The organism is Mycoplasma sp. NEAQ87857, from assembly GCF_009792315.1.
Taxonomy (GTDB): Bacteria; Bacillota_I; Bacilli_A; order Mycoplasmatales; family Metamycoplasmataceae; genus Mycoplasmopsis.
In genome coordinates this window covers 813,899-831,196 of sequence record NZ_CP045542.1, presented here as the reverse complement: position 1 = coordinate 831,196, position 17,298 = coordinate 813,899, and the positions used below count along the sequence as shown (strand labels likewise).

At 25.3% G+C, this 17,298-nt stretch carries 17 protein-coding genes and 1 tRNA gene; 12 read left to right on the top strand and 6 right to left on the bottom strand.

Annotated elements, in window-relative coordinates; genetic code table 4:
• Window positions 1–27 precede the first annotated feature (27 nt).
• The 6 genes from hisS to GE118_RS02970 all read left to right on the top strand — a co-directional run bounded on the left by hisS (window position 28) and on the right by GE118_RS02970 (window position 5,741).
• The gene (hisS, locus tag GE118_RS02995) at window positions 28–1,383 is read left to right on the top strand and encodes a histidine--tRNA ligase (protein WP_158763958.1); all 1,356 of its coding nucleotides are present in this window, start codon (window positions 28–30) and stop codon (window positions 1,381–1,383) included.
• Window positions 1,376–3,088, top strand: coding sequence for an aspartate--tRNA ligase (gene aspS, locus GE118_RS02990; protein ID WP_158763957.1), 1,713 nt, complete (start codon window positions 1,376–1,378; stop codon window positions 3,086–3,088). The genes hisS and aspS overlap by 8 nt, the downstream gene beginning before the upstream one ends.
• Window position 3,089: 1 nt before the next feature.
• Window positions 3,090–3,452 (top strand): hypothetical protein, encoded by a 363-nt coding sequence (locus GE118_RS02985; RefSeq protein WP_158763956.1) that lies wholly within the window; start codon window positions 3,090–3,092, stop codon window positions 3,450–3,452.
• A 71-nt stretch (window positions 3,453–3,523) separates the two neighbouring features.
• Window positions 3,524–3,940, top strand: coding sequence for an MscL family protein (locus tag GE118_RS02980; protein ID WP_233262745.1), 417 nt, complete (start codon window positions 3,524–3,526; stop codon window positions 3,938–3,940).
• A gap of 196 nt (window positions 3,941–4,136) precedes the next feature.
• Window positions 4,137–5,396, top strand: coding sequence for an IS30 family transposase (locus tag GE118_RS02975; protein ID WP_158763524.1), 1,260 nt, complete (start codon window positions 4,137–4,139; stop codon window positions 5,394–5,396).
• Between the two features lie 254 nt (window positions 5,397–5,650).
• A tRNA-Ser gene (locus GE118_RS02970) sits at window positions 5,651–5,741 on the top strand.
• 51 nt (window positions 5,742–5,792) lie between these two features.
• Here GE118_RS02970 and GE118_RS02965 read toward each other — a convergent pair.
• Window positions 5,793–6,941 (bottom strand): Cof-type HAD-IIB family hydrolase, encoded by a 1,149-nt coding sequence (locus tag GE118_RS02965; protein WP_158763955.1) that lies wholly within the window; start codon window positions 6,939–6,941, stop codon window positions 5,793–5,795.
• A 58-nt stretch (window positions 6,942–6,999) separates the two neighbouring features.
• On the opposite strand from GE118_RS02965, the gene recU reads away from it, so the two are divergent.
• Window positions 7,000–7,482 carry a Holliday junction resolvase RecU gene (recU, locus tag GE118_RS02960; RefSeq protein WP_158763954.1) on the top strand — a complete coding sequence of 161 codons (483 nt, stop codon included), beginning with the start codon at window positions 7,000–7,002 and terminating at the stop codon, window positions 7,480–7,482.
• On the opposite strand, the gene GE118_RS02955 is transcribed toward recU, so the two are convergent.
• Window positions 7,479–7,760: an HU family DNA-binding protein gene (locus tag GE118_RS02955; protein WP_158763953.1), complete on the bottom strand. Its 282-nt coding sequence runs from the start codon at window positions 7,758–7,760 to the stop codon at window positions 7,479–7,481. The two genes, recU and GE118_RS02955, sit on opposite strands and share 4 nt — an antisense overlap.
• 357 nt (window positions 7,761–8,117) lie before the next feature.
• On the opposite strand from GE118_RS02955, the gene GE118_RS02950 reads away from it, so the two are divergent.
• Genes GE118_RS02950 through era form a run of 5 tightly spaced genes read left to right on the top strand, consistent with a single transcriptional unit; the run spans window position 8,118 to window position 12,281 of the window.
• Entirely contained in the window at window positions 8,118–10,148 is a 2,031-nt protein-coding gene (locus GE118_RS02950) for an Mbov_0121 family peptidase domain-containing ABC transporter (RefSeq protein ID WP_158763952.1), read from the top strand.
• Window positions 10,120–10,500: an MAG1140 family protein gene (locus GE118_RS02945; protein WP_158763951.1), complete on the top strand. Its 381-nt coding sequence runs from the start codon at window positions 10,120–10,122 to the stop codon at window positions 10,498–10,500. Before GE118_RS02950 ends, GE118_RS02945 begins: the two co-directional genes overlap by 29 nt.
• A gap of 44 nt (window positions 10,501–10,544) precedes the next feature.
• Window positions 10,545–11,012, top strand: coding sequence for an rRNA maturation RNase YbeY (ybeY, locus tag GE118_RS02940; protein WP_158763950.1), 468 nt, complete (start codon window positions 10,545–10,547; stop codon window positions 11,010–11,012).
• Between the two features lies 1 nt (window position 11,013).
• The gene (cdd, locus tag GE118_RS02935; protein ID WP_158763949.1) at window positions 11,014–11,406 is read left to right on the top strand and encodes a cytidine deaminase; all 393 of its coding nucleotides are present in this window, start codon (window positions 11,014–11,016) and stop codon (window positions 11,404–11,406) included.
• On the top strand, window positions 11,406–12,281 hold the full coding sequence (era, locus tag GE118_RS02930) for a GTPase Era (protein ID WP_158763948.1): 876 nt from the start codon (window positions 11,406–11,408) through the stop codon (window positions 12,279–12,281). Before cdd ends, era begins: the two co-directional genes overlap by 1 nt.
• A gap of 27 nt (window positions 12,282–12,308) precedes the next feature.
• Here the strand turns inward: era and GE118_RS02925 are convergent, their stop codons facing one another.
• The 4 genes from GE118_RS02925 to grpE all read right to left on the bottom strand — a co-directional run bounded on the left by GE118_RS02925 (window position 12,309) and on the right by grpE (window position 17,294).
• Entirely contained in the window at window positions 12,309–13,022 is a 714-nt protein-coding gene (locus tag GE118_RS02925; protein WP_158763947.1) for a pseudouridine synthase, read from the bottom strand.
• 63 nt (window positions 13,023–13,085) lie between these two features.
• Window positions 13,086–14,381: a glucose-6-phosphate isomerase gene (locus GE118_RS02920; RefSeq protein WP_158763946.1), complete on the bottom strand. Its 1,296-nt coding sequence runs from the start codon at window positions 14,379–14,381 to the stop codon at window positions 13,086–13,088.
• A 128-nt stretch (window positions 14,382–14,509) separates the two neighbouring features.
• A complete protein-coding gene (gene dnaK, locus GE118_RS02915) occupies window positions 14,510–16,297 on the bottom strand; it encodes a molecular chaperone DnaK (protein WP_158763945.1) in 1,788 nt (595 codons plus the stop codon).
• A gap of 160 nt (window positions 16,298–16,457) precedes the next feature.
• A complete protein-coding gene (grpE, locus tag GE118_RS02910) occupies window positions 16,458–17,294 on the bottom strand; it encodes a nucleotide exchange factor GrpE (protein ID WP_158763944.1) in 837 nt (278 codons plus the stop codon).
• Window positions 17,295–17,298 lie beyond the last annotated feature (4 nt).

Here is a 17,298-nt window from a genome sequence, read left to right as displayed (position 1 = left end):
TATAAATTAATTAAAATAAGGAGAAATATGATTAATAAAGTTAAAGGTACTAAAGACTATAATGCTATTGATTTTCAAGTAAAAGAATTTATTCGTGACATATTTATGTCTTTAATACAAAATTACAATTATCAAATGATTGAAACCCCAATTTTAGAACACACATCATTATTTAAACGTTCAGTTGCTGATTCTGAAATAGCAAATAAAGAAATGTATGAATTTGTTGATAAAGGGAATAGAGAAATTTGCTTAAGACCTGAAGGGACAGCTAGTTTTGTAAGAGCTTTAATTGAAAACAAATGATATGTAAATAATGAAAAATTTGCTTATTTTGGGCCTATGTTTAGATATGAACAACCTCAAAAAGGACGTTATAGACAATTTTATCAAGCAGGTGTTGAATTAATTGGAGAAAAAAACTACTATAAAGATGTTGAAGTAATTCAATTAGCTAACTTTATTTTAAATAGCTTAGAAATTCCATTTACTTTAAAAATTAATACTATTGGAGATTTTGAAACTAGACAAAAATATGAAGCTAAATTAATTGAATACCTTACTCCTTACTATGATCAACTTTCAAAACAATCTCAAATGAGATTAGATCAAAAGAAAGCTCTAAGAATCTTAGATGATAAAGTAGATTCTACATTAGATTTTGTTAAAAACGCACCTAAAATTACTGAGTTTTTAAGTAAAGAATCAAAAGAATATTTTGATAATGTACTTAAATACTTAGATGCTAATGAAATTAGTTATGAAGTGTCTAGTGATTTAGTTAGAGGTTTAGATTACTATGATGAAGTTGTTTTTGAATTTGTATCTTTAGATGAAAATACTGGAAGCCAAAGCACCTTAATTGGTGGAGGTAGATATTCTAATTTAATCAATCAACTAGGAGGACCAAAATTATCTAGTGTTGGTTTTGGTTTTGGAGTAGATAGATTAATTGCTATTATTGGACCTAAAATTATTGAATCAAATGATTTTAAACAAAAACTTAAAGGAGCAAATATTTTTGTTGCTGCAAGCGTTAGTCAAGAAAATTTAAATTCTTTATTAACTATTACAAATACCTTTTTAAGAACTTTATTTAATCAAGTTCATACAGAATACTCATTGATTAAATCTAAAAAGATATTTGATAAAGCTAAATCATACAATGCAAGTATTTTAATTTGTGATGACCCTAAATTACCTGAATCAGTATTTATTGTTAAAGATTTAAATACTAATGAAAAAATTATGTTCTCAGATGATCCAAAAGGTATTACTGATTTAACCTTATTTATTAATGATCATATTGATCCATCTGATGCTTTAGATGAAGAATTTTTAGATGAATTAATAGAAGGAGTTATGTTAGATTATGATGAATAAAACAATAAATAATAATCAATTAAGAAAAAGCGACATTGGTTCTAAAGTAACACTTTATGGATTTGTAGCAAATAAACGTAGATTTGGTGAATTAAACTTTGTTGATTTAAGAGATAGATACGGAATTACTCAATTAGTTTTTAATCAACCAATTCATTTTAGTAAAGAAAGTGTGCTTGAAGTTTCTGGAACTGTAGTTGAAAGAAAAGATGTTAATTTAAATCTCCCTACAGGGGAAATTGAAGTTGTAGTTGATGATTACAAAGTTTTATCAAGTGCTAATGAAATACCTTTTCAAATAAGAGATGATATTGAAATTAAAGAAGAATTAAGATTAAAATACAGATTCTTAGACTTACGTAGAAACGTAATGAAAAATAATATTATTCTAAAAAATAATTTTATGTTTGCTGTAAGAGAATTCTTGCAACAAAATGACTTTTTAGAATTAGAAACTCCTTTTTTAACTAAAGCAACTCCAGAAGGAGCTAGAGACTTTTTAGTTCCTACAAGAAAACAAGGTAGATTTTATGCTTTACCTCAAAGCCCTCAATTATTTAAGCAATTATTAATGATTTCAGGATTTGAACGTTATTTCCAATTTGCTAGATGTTTTAGAGATGAAGATTCAAGAAAAGATCGTCAACCAGAATTTACTCAATTAGATATTGAAGTAAGTTATATGGATGTTGAAATTTTTCAATCTAAAATTGAACAATTATTTCAATATGTACTTAAAAAAGTAAAAAACATCGATATTCAAATACCTTTTCAAAGATTGAATTTTGATGATTGTATTAGAGACTATGGTTCAGATAAACCTGATTTAAGACACGATAACAAAATAGTAGATATTAATGATTTTTGTAATGATACTGATTTTAATATTATTAAATCAGCTCCAAGTAAAAGAATGCTTAAAATTCAAGAAATCATTACTAAAAAAGACTTTAAAAAGCTTGAAGAAATAGCTAAAAAGAATAAGGTAAATGCTTTATTCTTTATGACTGTGGAAAATGGTGAAATTAAGCAAACTAACTTTGCTAATAAAGTACTTGAAGCATCTAAACAACTTATTAAATCTCAAGAACAAAAAGATGGTACATACTTAATTTGTGCTAATACATTCGAAAATGCATCTCAAGCTTTAGGTGCTTTAAGAGTTGAATTAAACTCTTGATACAATTGAGCAAAAGATGAATATAACTTTGCTTGAATAGTTAATTGACCAATGTTTGAATATGATGCAGAAACTAATAAATGAGCAGCTGCTCATCACCCATTTACCCAATTTGATCATTCGTTAGAAGAATTAAACTCTTTAGAAAAAGATCAAATTCGAGCAAGAAGTTATGATTTAGTTTTAAACGGTTTTGAATTAGGTAGTGGTTCAGCTAGAATTTATGATAAACAACTACAAGAAAAAATGTTTGAATTAATTCAAATGTCTAAAGAAGAACAACAAAGTAAATTTGGTTTCTTTTTACAAGCTTTAGAATATGGAGTACCTCCTCACTGTGGAATTGGGTTAGGATTAGATAGAATCATTATGATTTTAGCTAACCAAAACACCATCAGAGATGTAATACCTTTTCCTAAAAACTCAAAAAATGAAGATGTATTTACTAGTGCTCCTTCAGTGGTTTCACAAGATCAATTAGATGAATTAGCATTATTGATTCAAAATAATAAAGAGGAAAATTAAAATGATTAATCAATTAAATCAACTATTTTTAAATAGTCAACCTGAAATTGGTAGTACTGTTAGCACTCCTAAAGACACATCAACTTGATATTTATATTTAGCTTTATTAATTGCTTTTTTAGTATTATCTGCAATTTGTTTATTTGTTTATTATAAATATTCATTACCAGCACTTAAACAATACAAAAAAAGACAACTAGATGATTTTATAAAAGAAAATCCTAGAAGACAAAACATCACTTACGAAAAAACTGGAATGTATCTTCCTTCATGACAAAGAGCTAAATACAACTCAACTTTATTTTTAGCATTGATGTTTTTTGCAGGTGCTATTGCTTTGATTTACCCATTAGTTAGTGCATAAAATTAAAATAAAATTCTTGTTTATTAATTTTTAGTTTATGATATGTTAAACATAATAAGTAAAGGAGAATTATGAATTTATTCAAAAAATCATTAAAAGATGCAAAAGGTTCATTGAAAAAAGGTAACTTTTTAATGTTAGCTATTGGTCTTTTATTAGGAACTGTTTTTGGTGCTGTAGTTAAATCAATTTCTGATGATATTATTATGGCTCCAATTATAGCCCATTTAAAACTTGATGATATTAAACAATTGAAATGAGGCGATGTTAGAATTGGAAACTTTCTAGCTGCAGTTATTTCTTTAGTAATTGTTAATCTTGTAATATTCTTAGTTTTAGTTACATATTTTGTAATTTCAAACAAAAGAAAAGAAATTAAAGAAAGAAAAAACCCAACAGTTCCATCACCAGTTGTTCCTACAACTGATCAATTAATTCTTGAAGAACTTCAAAAATTAAATAATAATTTTAATCAAAATAAAGAATAGATTTTAATCCTATTTTATAGATAATAGATACCTCTATGATGCTATAAAATAGGATTTTTTTATACACTTTGTGAAAAATATATAATTTTACTATTCATTAAAAAAGCACGGTTCCCGGTTTAAGGGTCCGTGCTTTTAGTTTCCTAGTAAAATATATATAGAAAAAAATAAACGAAAGGAAACCAACTTAATTATAATGAATAAACGTAAAAGTCCAATAGTTAAACCTATTTGCATTAAACAATTCATCTCAAACCATTTAAATAATAAACAAAATATCAAAGTTTATAAGCATTACCTTTTTAAGAAAACTAAAGTTGATACAGACTTTTATATTCAAGTGCTATCATCAAAGAGAAAGTTTGACCCTAATCATTTTAACGTATCAAGTGTTATGATAATGGTTGATCGCCTAAAGAGTAATAATAGCTTAAAAGAGATATCTAAAGAGCTTGGATTTAGTCGTAAAAGCATTGTTTCAAACTTTAATAAACTAATGAAATTTAACGACGTTAAACACTTTCCAAAACGTCAAAGATGCAATAATTGCGGTCAGTACTTTCAACAAATTCAATGACTTAATATTAAAAATTGATTTGACTCTAGAAACCAAGCTGAACAACATAGAAACTTTTTACAAAAACAAATTATGAAAAATAGATATAAAGATTTCTTTGTTTATTTAAATGAAGTAACTAAAAATTACAATAAGAACAAATTTAAAAAAGTAAGTGTTAGAGCTATTAAAACTTCTATTTTTAACATTAGACTAAACTTTATAGAAAGCAACCCAAATTCATATATCACTAGCGAACAAAGTATTTACCACTTACTGAAATTACCATATTTAAACCTTCCTATAGACATTTTACCTATTGTTTCAAAACGTGGGTATAGTTCTGTTTTATCTAGAAAACAAGTACAAAAGAAAAAGAAAATTGGTTTAAACATAAAATATCGTAGTGAAGAAATTAATTTAAGACAAAACTTTTTTGACTATGAAATGGATACAGTAGTAGGATCAAAAAGATCTAAAACTGTTCTTTTAACATTACTTAATAGAAAAAGTAGAAAAGCTTACTCAATCAAAATTGGTAGAACTGCTTTAGCTGCTAAAGAAGGTTTAGAAACCTTAATTAAAGCATTTAATTTAAGAATAGATAGCTTAACAATTGATAATGGATCTGAGAATTATTTATTAGATAAAATTGATTGTATAGGACAAATTTATCACTGCGATCCTTATCGATCATCACAAAAAGGTTCAATCGAAAATATGCATAGAGAAATAAGACTATTTTTCCCAAAAGGAAAAACTTTTGACAACACTTCACAAGAAGAAATTCAAGAGATAATGAACAGAATTAATAACAAAACAAGAAAATCATTAAAATACAATGGGAAGTACTTATCACCTAATGAGTACGAAAGAATTCTCTTTGCTCAATCTTGTTAAATTTACATAAAAAACAATTTTTCTAACATAAATTTTGAAAATTTTAATTTTGCGACTTTTGTGTTTTGTACAAAACACATCTTTTTCTACATCCTTTTTTAGTAATTTATATGAAATATTATAGAATTTAACTATATAGAACTAGGTACTTGCTTAAGTACTTTTAAAATCTCTAAAACCAAGAACCGTAAAACTTTAATAAATAATTTTTTTATTTCGACTAATAAATGGTATAATTTTTTTACTAAAAACGTGGAACAGTACTCAAGTGGCTGAAGAGGCGGTCCTGCTAAGACTGTAGGGGATGCAAGTCCCGCGGAGGTTCAAATCCTCTCTGTTCCGCCATTTTTTTATACAATTTTTTGAAAAAATAGGTGTATTTATTGCTAAATACACCTATTTTTTATTTAATTTATTGATAAATTGTACTAATCAATCAGTATCATGATCTAAGCATTGGAATAGAGCTTTACTTTTAACGCTTTCAAACGCATTGGCGGTAGCTCCTGAAAATTTACATATTTCAAACATTGACTCATCATTATCTGCATCACCAAAACATATTGTTTTATTTAAATCTAAATTATATTGTTCAAATAAATACTTAAGCCCATTACCTTTAGTTGCTTTGCTTGACATAACATCTAAATATGGAGGTTGAGAAACCACACCATAAACATTTGGGATTTTATTAATAAAACTAATTACATCATTAAATTTTTCTTCTTCATTGCTTCTTTTGATTACTAAAAACTTACATAAATCATAATCCTTGGTGTTAAAATCAGGATTTTCTCAAAAGTGTTGTTCGCCTATGCGATGATTGTAATTTTTTGAACTAAAAAAATCTGTTTTAAATGTATTAATCCCTATTACTGATTCAGGAATATAAATTAGTAAATCATATCCTCATTGATTCATTTGATTATAAATGTTTAAAGCATATTCTTTTTCAATCGGAAATGTTTTAATAAATTTTTGTTGCTTTAAGTCATAAATCATTGAACCATTAGCAAAAATAATTGGAAATTTAGTTGGTAAATCTTTAATAATATTTTTTGCTGTATATAAAGGTCTTCCAGTTGCAATAATTATATTTTTACCTTGTTTTGATAATTCTAATAGCATTTTGTAATTTTGAGGATTAATTTTACCTTGTTCATTTAATAAAGTTCCATCAAGGTCAAAAACAAAATTTTCTATCATATCTAATGATGGTTCAAATTTTTCAACTTCAATAGCTAAAACTCCATATTTAGCTTCATTTTCAATTGAATAAAATTGATATAAAACATCTAAATCGCTTAATGATAATTGAGTTTTTGAAGTATCTTCATTAGTTAATAAATCCTTAAAAGAGTTATATTTAGTAACTCTTTTAATTTTTACACATAATTCATCTTGAGTTTGGTCATTAATTAAGTTGATTAATGTTCCTTCTTTTAAACCATATCTTCTAGGATCATTTAATCTTATTTCAACTGTTTTTGAACCTTGATTAATTAATTTGAAATATTTATCACTGATATTTAGTCTTCTATCCATATTTTCCTTTTTTGGTTTATTTTTGGTTTTATTAATTAAAAAAATTATTTAAAAATTGATGCAATCAAATAGAGGTATGTTTTTAGAGAAAATAATTAATAATACAATTGATTATTTTTGATCATGTAATATTGCTTTTATCGAAAAGAAATCATTACCTATTTCATTTTATAGTGTAAAAACTATTAACAATAAAAAAGTTTTATCCAACAGTTATATAAGTAAAAAGAGTACAGTTGATTATATTGGAATGTATAAAGGTAAATTTATCTGTTTTGAAGCAAAAAGCACTAATGATAAGTTCTTAGAAAAACAAAATTTTCAAAAACATCAATTAGATTATTTGGATTTAATTGATAAAAATAATGGTATATCTTTTGTTATAGTTTATTTTTCACTTTATAATGTCTTTCTTAAAGTAAATATTCAACTCTTATTAAATGAATTTAATAATTGTTCTAGAATACCTTATGAAAAACTAAAGAAAAACTCTAAATTATTAATTTTAGAGTTTCCGGGTTATATTAATTTCTTGAATTAAGCTTTCATATCAACTTGGTCACGTAAGTATTTAGAAGGTTTGTATTTAATTACACGTTTTTGTGGAATTTCTAATTCTTCTTTTGTTAATTGATTTTTAATAACTCTAGCTGGTTTTACTTGAGTTGAGAAAATACCAAGTTTTGATAATCTAACTTTTTCTTCGGTAATCAGTGCTTCTTTAAGAACAAAGATCATTGATTCTAAAACTTTATCTACATCTTTTGCGTCAATTGAACTATGTTCAGCAACTTCAGTAACAAATTCTTTTTTTGTCATATTACTCCTCTATTTTAATGAGTTTTAAAATTTTTATATCTATATTATAGTATATTTAGTAATAAATGGAAAAATTACCAATAAATAGTATGACAATTTATTCAATATAAATCTAAATAATATCAAAAGTGGTATATAAGGCGATAAAACTAAGATGAAAAACCACAAAAGTGCATATATAATGCAGTTTTGTGGTTTTATTTTACTTTTAAAATATAGTTATCCTAGTGTTTTAGGTAACATTTTAGGTCTAAGATACATCAGGACAAAAGATGGAATTTATGTTCATCTTTTTGTCCTGGTGTATTTTTAGTTCATTTTTAGTTCGCTTTTACTCATAAATTTATTTAAAAATAAATGAAAACAACACAATTAGACAAACGTGATTGCTCACTTTATGTGTTGCAACGTAATATACAACGACTTTTAGATGATGATATTGATATTAATGAATTAAAGAATTTGACCATATATGCTAAAAATGGAATTTCATTAAACAACTTATTATCGATCGCTAAAAAATACGGTCTTAAATTTGATGCTTTTAATGCCAATATTGATCAATTATGCAATTTAGAAAAATCAGGATTTCCAATTGCTGCAATTATTAGAAATCAAAATTTCTTACATATGGTCGAAATTACAAAAATTAATAAACATTATGTTTATTATTTTGATCCTGCAGTTAATAAAGTAATTAAAGAAACAATTGTAGAATTTACTGATAAATTTGCAAAAGTTTTAATACATTTTACTAAAAGCAAAACAATCAAAAATACAATTAAATCAGAACAAATTAATAATTTCAATACCTTCAATGTTAAAAACTTGTATTTATTATTAGTGTATTTAATTGAATTTTTTATTTCCTTTAGCTTTCCATTTGTCAATAAAATTTTTATTAATTATTTAATTAATTTTAAGCTTGAAAAACACTTATATATTATTTCGATATTTATTTTGTGATCAATTTTAATAAATTTATTTGCTAATTTAATTTCAAATAAGATTGCTAATAAAATTATTCAAATTAATGTATTTAACAAAACAAAAGAAGTTGTTGGATTGCTTGGAAGTAATAATTCAAAAATAATTCAACAATTATCAACATCAGAAATTAAGAATCGTGTATTTGCTATTTCATTAATTAATAAATTTACTTTTGGATTTTATCCAATAATTATTTCTAATATTGTTTCAATTATCCTATCATTTATTTTGTTCTATAATATCAACTTTAATTTGATAATTATTTTAATTATTTATACTTTTGTTAATCTATTACTAAACTTTATTAATAAGTATTTTTATGATAAAAATTATTTTAATTTAGTTAATGAGCAATTAGTTGTAGAAACTAATTTTGAAAATTATATTAATCATCTAAAAACACCATATGAACAATTATTGAGTCAAAATTTATTTGTTAAGTATTATCAAAGTTATTTAACTTTAACTAATAAATCTGTTAATTTCAATAATAAATTAAATACTATTCAAATAATTCAGCAAACTTGGGAAACAATGATTCCATTTATTATTCTTATTGCAAGTGCTTTTGAAATTTGAAAAGGAAATTTAACTATCGTTAGTATGATTTTCTTTTTAACATCTGCAAGTCTTTTTACTAGACCAATTAAATCCTTTTTTAATTTATTCATTGAATATCAAGAATATAAAAAAGCAATAATAATGCTAAAAGTATTTAATTTAGAAATTGATAATAATCAATTTAATAATAGCAATATTCAAACTATTAAAAAGTTTACTATAAGTTATATTTCATATTCACCAACAAGTGATGTAAATAATAAAATACTTGGAATTTCTAGGTTAATTATTGATAAAAATGTAATTCTTTTTGGATCAAATGGATGTGGTAAAACTACCTTATGTAAGATATTAAATGGAAATTTAAAAATTGATTATGGAGATATTTTAATAAATGATCAAAAGGTTGATTTATTTAAAGATGATGAATTAAAAAATAAAATTTATTACATTGGTAATAATGACTTAAATTTAAATATATCAATTGTTGAGTATTTAAATCTTCAAACCACAGATAACATTAACCAAGTATGAAATTATTTTGGAGTAGATAAAATTATTAATCGCTTAAAAATTAATCTAAATGCAAATTTAAATAGTTTATCTAAGGGTCAATTGCAATTAGTTAAATTGCTTAAACTTTTATTAATCCCTTATGATGTAATTATTTTAGATGAAGCTTTTGAAAACTTAGACAATGTTTGCTTTGAGCATATTAAAAAAATAATTAAAAAATATTTTGCTAATAAATTAATTATAGAAATTAGTCACAACAATAAATTTGTTTATCCTGAAAGTGAGAAAATCAATGTTGAACAAATTAATCAAAGATTATAAAATAGAATTTTTTATTTTATTTATTATTATTGCTTTATTTGGTTTTTTAGTTTTTTTAATTATTGGTTATAAAATTGAAAAATACTACACAATTAATATTTTGAATGATGATTCAAAATTAGTAGTAACCAATATTGAATATAATAAATTTCCTGAAGCTAGCAAAATATTAATTAATTATGATAATAAACAATATTTCTTTGATTATGAAGTAAAAGAAATTTATGATAATAAATTAATAATTGATTCCACTTCACTTCTTAGTTTCTTAGAAACTAAGAATATTAAATTTACTCCCGCAATAGTTTTTGATCAAAATCAAAAAATTATTGATTTATTTATTGGTCTTTAAGCGGTTAATAAGTATTAATACTTTTATAATGTTATAATTTACATATGGAAAAACAAAATTTAGGTTTAAATATTATTTCACATATTAAACGAGCTGTCATCTACAAAGAAGAAATGGAACAAATATTAAAAAACTTTGTTGAATATTTTGGTATTAAAAAACCAGTATTAGTTGATGTCACTATTATTGGTCCAAAATTAATGAAAAGACTAAATGCAGAGTATCGTAAAAAAGATTATGTAACTGATATTTTATCTTTTGATTTTAGAGATGATGAATTATATGATGCATTGCCTTTTTTACACTTAGGTGAGTTGATTATTTGTTGAGAAAAAGTTGAAAGACAAGCTAAACAATTTAATCATTCAGTAAGAAGAGAATTTTGCTATCTTTTTACTCATGGGTTAGTTCATTTAAAAGGTTATGATCATGAAGTAGAAGAAGAAAGAATTGAAATGAACAACATTGTAGATGCCATTTTTAAACCTTTAAATATTACAAGGGAGGATTAATATGGAATTTAATAAACTAAAAGATCTATTAAAGTATTCTTATGCACCATATTCAAACTTTCAAGTTGCTGCTATTGCAATTGATGAAAATGGTAAAGAATACTATGGGGTAAATGTTGAAAATGCAGCATACCCTTCAGGGTTATGTGCTGAAAGAAGTGCGTTATTTGGTTCTGTTGCTTATGGAGCTAAAGTAGGAACTTTTAAAGAAATTCATATCATTAGTAGAAAAAATCAAATCATCAGTCCTTGTGCTGGATGTAGACAAGTGATGACTGAGTTTTTTTTACCCAATGGTAAGGTATTTCAATATAGCAACGATGGAAAACAAATGCGTATAAACACAATTGATGAGTTAGTACCTTATTCAATTAGAGAGGCAGATATTAAATAATGAAAATCTGTTTTGCAACTATTGTTGGACGTCCTAATGTTGGTAAAAGTTCATTACTAAATGCCATTGTTGGATATGATGTAGCAATAGTAACTGACACAGCACAAACCACAAGAGATCAAATTACAGGAATTTATACTGAAGATAATTACCAAATCATCTTCACTGATACTCCAGGGATTCATAAACCACAAAATAAACTTGGTGAATCATTAAATAAAAATGCTTATGATTCATTAAAAAACATTGATTTGGTTTTATTTTTAACTCCAAGTGATGAAAAATTAGGACCTGGAGATAGATTAATATTAGAAAAAATCCAAAACTTTTCTAATAAAATCGGTGTTATTTCTAAAGTTAATAAAATTAAAGGTAATCCAGAATTGTTAATTGAGAAAATCAAATCACTAGAACCTTATGGTTTTAAACAAATATTAGCTACTGATGTTGATAACTTTAAATCAATTGATAGTTTAATTCAAGAAATTAAAACATATGCATATGAAGGTCAAGCTCAGTATGATGAAGATTATATTACTGATAAGTCAATGAGATTTATTGCCAAAGAAATTATTCGTGAATCAGCTATTAATCAACTATATGATGAATTACCTCATTCTATTGCTGTTGAAGTTGAAAACTTCATCGAACAAGATGAACATTTAACTATTGATGCTACTATTTATGTTAAAAAATCTTCTCAAAAAGGAATGGTAATTGGTAAAGGAGCATCAAAAATCAAAAAAATTGGTCAAGATGCTAGATTAAAAATTTCTCATCAATTTCAAATTCCTACCACTTTAAATTTAAAAGTTAAAATAGCTAAGAAATGAATTGATGATGAAGGGATGCTTAGTCGTTTTGGATATAAATAAAAAGCAAATGCGTTTAGCATCTGCTTTTTATTTTGCTATTTGAGCTAATTGCTCTTTAGTTAAAACAATACTTTCTCCAACATTAATATTCAGATCATCAAGAAATAAACCACCAATTGCAATTCTTTGTAGATAAAGAACATCATAACCAAATGCCTTAAACATTCTTTTAACTTGATGATACTTTCCTTCTAAAATGGTTAAATGACATGTATAATGATCTAATATTTTTAATTGCGATGACTTTGTTAATTTCTTTTCACCGATATTTATACCTTTTTTAAAGTGATTTACTAAATCTAAATCTAAAGTTTTATTAACTTTAACAAAGTATGTTTTATTAACTTTCTTTCTTGGTGAAGTTATATTGTGAGTAAATTTCCCATCGTTAGTAATTATTAATAAACCTTCAGTATCTTTATCTAATCTTCCCACCGAATGAAGCTTTCTAAAGGCTAGATATTCTTTTTTAAGAATGTCAAAAATAGTTTTATCAACTAAATCAATATTTGCACAAACATAATTCTTTGGTTTATTTAATGCAATATAAATCAACTCATCATGATTGTGAATAGTTTCACCAAAAACAGTAACTGTATCAATATCTGGATTAACACTTACTATACCATTAATAATTTCACCATTAACTTTTATTCCTTGTTTTTTAATTAAAATTTTTATTTGCGATCTTGAATAACTTGAATTTGAAGTAATAAATTTGTCTATCCTTATTGTTTGCATCTAAATAATTATAAACTATTACACAAACATATAAAAAAAATTGCTTTGCAGCAATTTTTTAATTTATTTTTTTCCTAACATACTAAACATATTTTTCTTATAAACTTCAACACCTGGTTGATTAAATGGATTTACTCCTAATAAATAAGCACTCATTGTTAATGCTCTTTCAAAGAACATAAATAAAGCACCTAAAGTAAATTCATCAAATTTATCAAATAATAAATGAATGTTTGGAACTTTACCAACTTCTGTATGAGCTTTTGTTGTAGCTTCAAAAGCAACATTATTAACTAAATGTAAATCTTTTCCATTTAAGAATGATAATTTATCAATATCACCTTCAGCAATTTCAAATTTAATATTTTCCATTGGGTTTTTAAGAGTTAAAACAGTTTCAAATAAAATTTTGTTTCCATCTTGAATCATTTGTCCAAGTGAGTGTAAATCAGTTGAGAAAATTGAGCTTAATGGTCAAATTCCTTTTCCATCTTTTCCTTCTGATTCAGCAAATAATTGTTTTCATCATTCACTAAAGTATTGTAATTTAGGTTCATATGAAACCATCATTTCAGCTAAGAAACCTTTTGAATGTAATAAGTTTCTTGTAGCAGCATATGCATAAGCAGCATTTTCTTGAATTAATTCAGAACTTAATTCTTCATTTGTGACTCTTGCACCTTCTAATACTTCTTTAGCATTAATTCCAGCACACATAAATGGGAAAATACCAACAGGTGTTAAAACAGAAAATCTACCACCAATGTCATCTGGTACGATGAATTTTGTATAACCTTTGCTTTGAGCTAAATCAAATAATACACCTTTTGATTTATCTGTTGTTGCAACTATTAATTCTTTCACTTCTTCTGGTGTATGTTTGCTTTCTAATAATGTACGAAATTCTCTAAAAGCAATACTTGGTTCTAGAGTTGTTCCAGATTTTGAAATAACATTAATAGCAAATTTTTTGTTTGAAACATATTTTAATTTAGCAACTAATGTTTCTGCTGAAATATCATTTCCTGCAAATAATAATTCCATATCTGGTTGTTTTGTTGAATAAGGCCCATAAATGAAATCATAACCTGATTTAGCACCTAAATATGATCCACCAATTCCGATAACAACAACAACTTCAACACCTTGTTTTTTTCATTCTTTAGCTTTTGCTTCCATTGCGGCAAATTCATCTTTGTTGTGATCACTTGGTAAGTTGTATCATCCTAATCAATCTTTTTCATCAACATTTTTATTTAATACATCAAAATGAATTTTTGAAACTTGATCTTGATATTTTTCTAATTCACTTAAACCGCTTGATAAAGCGTTATTTAAGTTTAATTCTAAATATTTCATTATTCTCCTTCATTATTTTATAAATAAAATTATTTATATTATATATTTTTTGTCAATAAAATAAAAAACAAAACACCATTGGTGTTTTGTTGTAATTATTATAGTTAAATATACATTTTTGTTTAATTTTATTCTTCTACAACTTCTGCTTTTTCTTCTTTAGATTCAGTATTTGTTGCATTTTGTTGAGCAGCATAGTTTGCAAAGTTTTTCATAACTTCTTCAACTTGATCTAATTTTGCTTTTAAGTTAGCAATATCTTTTTTATCAATTAATTCTTGTAATTCTTTAATTAATTTTTCAGATTCTTCTTTAGCTTTATCATCCATTTTGTCCGCTTGTTCTGCGTTTGCTTTTTTGATTTGGTCGATTAAGCTTTCAGCTCTAACAATAGTTTCTGCTTCTTCTTTACGTTTTGAATCAGCTTCTTTATTCATTTCAGCTTCTTTAATCATTTTTTCAATTTCATCTTCACTTAATTTAGTTGAGTTTGAAATTGTAATTTTTTGTTCTTTTTGAGTGTTTAAATCTTTTGCACCAACGCTAATAATACCATTAACGTCAATTGAGAAACTAACTTCAATTTGTGGAACCCCTCTTGGAGCTGCCGGGATACCTGTTAAGTTAAATTGACCTAATAATTTATTATCAGCAGCCATTTGTCTTTCACCTTGAACTACTCTAATTGTAACTTCTGTTTGGTTATCTGCTGCAGTTGAGAATACTTGAGATTTAGTTACTGGAATAGTTGTGTTTCTTGGGATAATAGGTGTTGCAATACCTCCCATTGTTTCAATTCCTAATGTTAAAGGAGTTACATCAAGTAATAAAACATCTTGAATATCTCCGGCTAAAACAGCACCTTGAATAGCAGCACCAATTGATACAACTTCATCTGGGTTAATTGAACGGTTAGGTTCTTTATTTAATGTTCTTTTTACCATTTCATAAACAGCTGGCATTCTTGTTGATCCACCAACTAATAATACTTCATGGATATCTCCTGCAGTAACATTAGCTTCTTTTAAAGCGTCTTGAATAGGTTTTCTAGTTCTATCTAATAAGTGAGCTGTCATTGACTCAAATTCACTACGTTTTAATTCTAATTCAACATTAACTGGTCCATTAGCAGTTACAGCTAAGAAAGGTAAATTAATTGAAGCAACTGATTGACTTGAAAGATCGATTTTTGCTTTTTCAGCTGTTTCTTTTAATCTAGCAAGTGCCATTTTATCTGATTGAGCATCAAAGTCATATTTATCTTTAATTTCTTTAATCATTCATTTAACAATTTCGTTATCTCAATCATCTCCACCTAAGTGGTTATCTCCACTTGTTGAAAGAACTTCAAATGTTCCATCTTCTAATTCTAAAACTGAAACGTCAAATGTTCCTCCACCTAAGTCATATACTAACACTTTCATTGATTTATCTTTTGATTTTTCTAAACCAAATGCTAATGCAGCAGCTGTAGGTTCGTTAATAATTCTTAAAACATCTAATCCTGCAATTTTTCCAGCGATTTTTGTAGCTTCACGTTGAGCATTATCAAAGTAAGCTGGTACTGTAATAACTGCTTTAGAAACTTTTTGACCTAATTTAGCCTCAGCATAATCTTTCATATATGAAAGAATCATTGCTGAAATTTCTTCTGGTTTATAGTCTTTATTATTTGCATAAACTGTTTTACTTGTTCCCATTAATCTTTTAATTGAAACAATAGTGTTTGGATTAGTTTCTACTTGTCTTTTAGCGACTTCACCAACAATAATTTCATTATTTTTAAACGCTACAACACTAGGGGTTGTTCTCTTACCATTTGGGTTTTCTAATACCACTGGTTTTTGATTTTCAATAACAGAAACAACTGAGTTTGTTGTTCCTAAGTCAATTCCTAATACTATTTCTTTAGCCATTATTTTCTCCTTCTGTATAGAAGTTATACATATATATATCTATACAATGAAATATTTATTATGTTATTTTATAATTAAAATCTAAGTACGTTTGATTATGTACTAATTAAATTATATCACATAATTTAGCAATCAAAGCATTTAATTGCTAAATTTTTAATTATTTTTTATTTACTATTACTGAAGCAGGGATTAGAACTCTAGCATTTAACTCTAAACCTTCTTTAACTACTTTGGTAATAACATTATTTTCTAATTGTTCATCATTAACAAAATCAATTACTTGTTCTTTTTCAGGATTAAATTCTTCTCCTATAATAGGGTTTATAAAATTTGCACCATTTTGTTCAAAAATATCTCTAAATTGCTTAATAACAATTTCAAAACCTAAACAGTAATTTTTAACTTCACTGTTAGTTGAATTTTTTCCAAATTCTGTTGCTAAAGCAAAATTTGATAATGGATTCATTAAAGATTCAAATAGCTTGCTTGCAGCAAATTTTTTAATTTCTTCTTTTTCTTTTTCTAATTTTTCTTTTTGTTCATCTTTTACTTTTTGAATTTCATTATTTGCTTTTAATTGTAATTCACTCATTTTTGTTTTAAAAGCATATTGAGCTAATTCTGCTTGAGTATTTAATTCTTTAATTTCTACTTTTAATGCATTAATTTGATCATTATGTTTTGCTACTTGTACATTTTTAATAATTAATGTAGCATGCTTTGATCTAAATTCTTTAATTTCATATGATTTAGGAAATTCAAACTTAATTTCAATTTGGTGTTTAATAGTTTTATTAAAAAAATGAGAATCAAAATTAGGTAAATATTGATTTTCTCCTAGAGTAATAACTTTATGCAAAGTGTATTCCTCATTGATTTCACTATCAACGATTAATTCAAAATCCCCTTGTAGTAAATCATATTTTTCTAATTTATGTCCATAATGTTCTTTAATGTCTTGTTTAAGATATTTTTTAATATTTGATACTGTCATATTA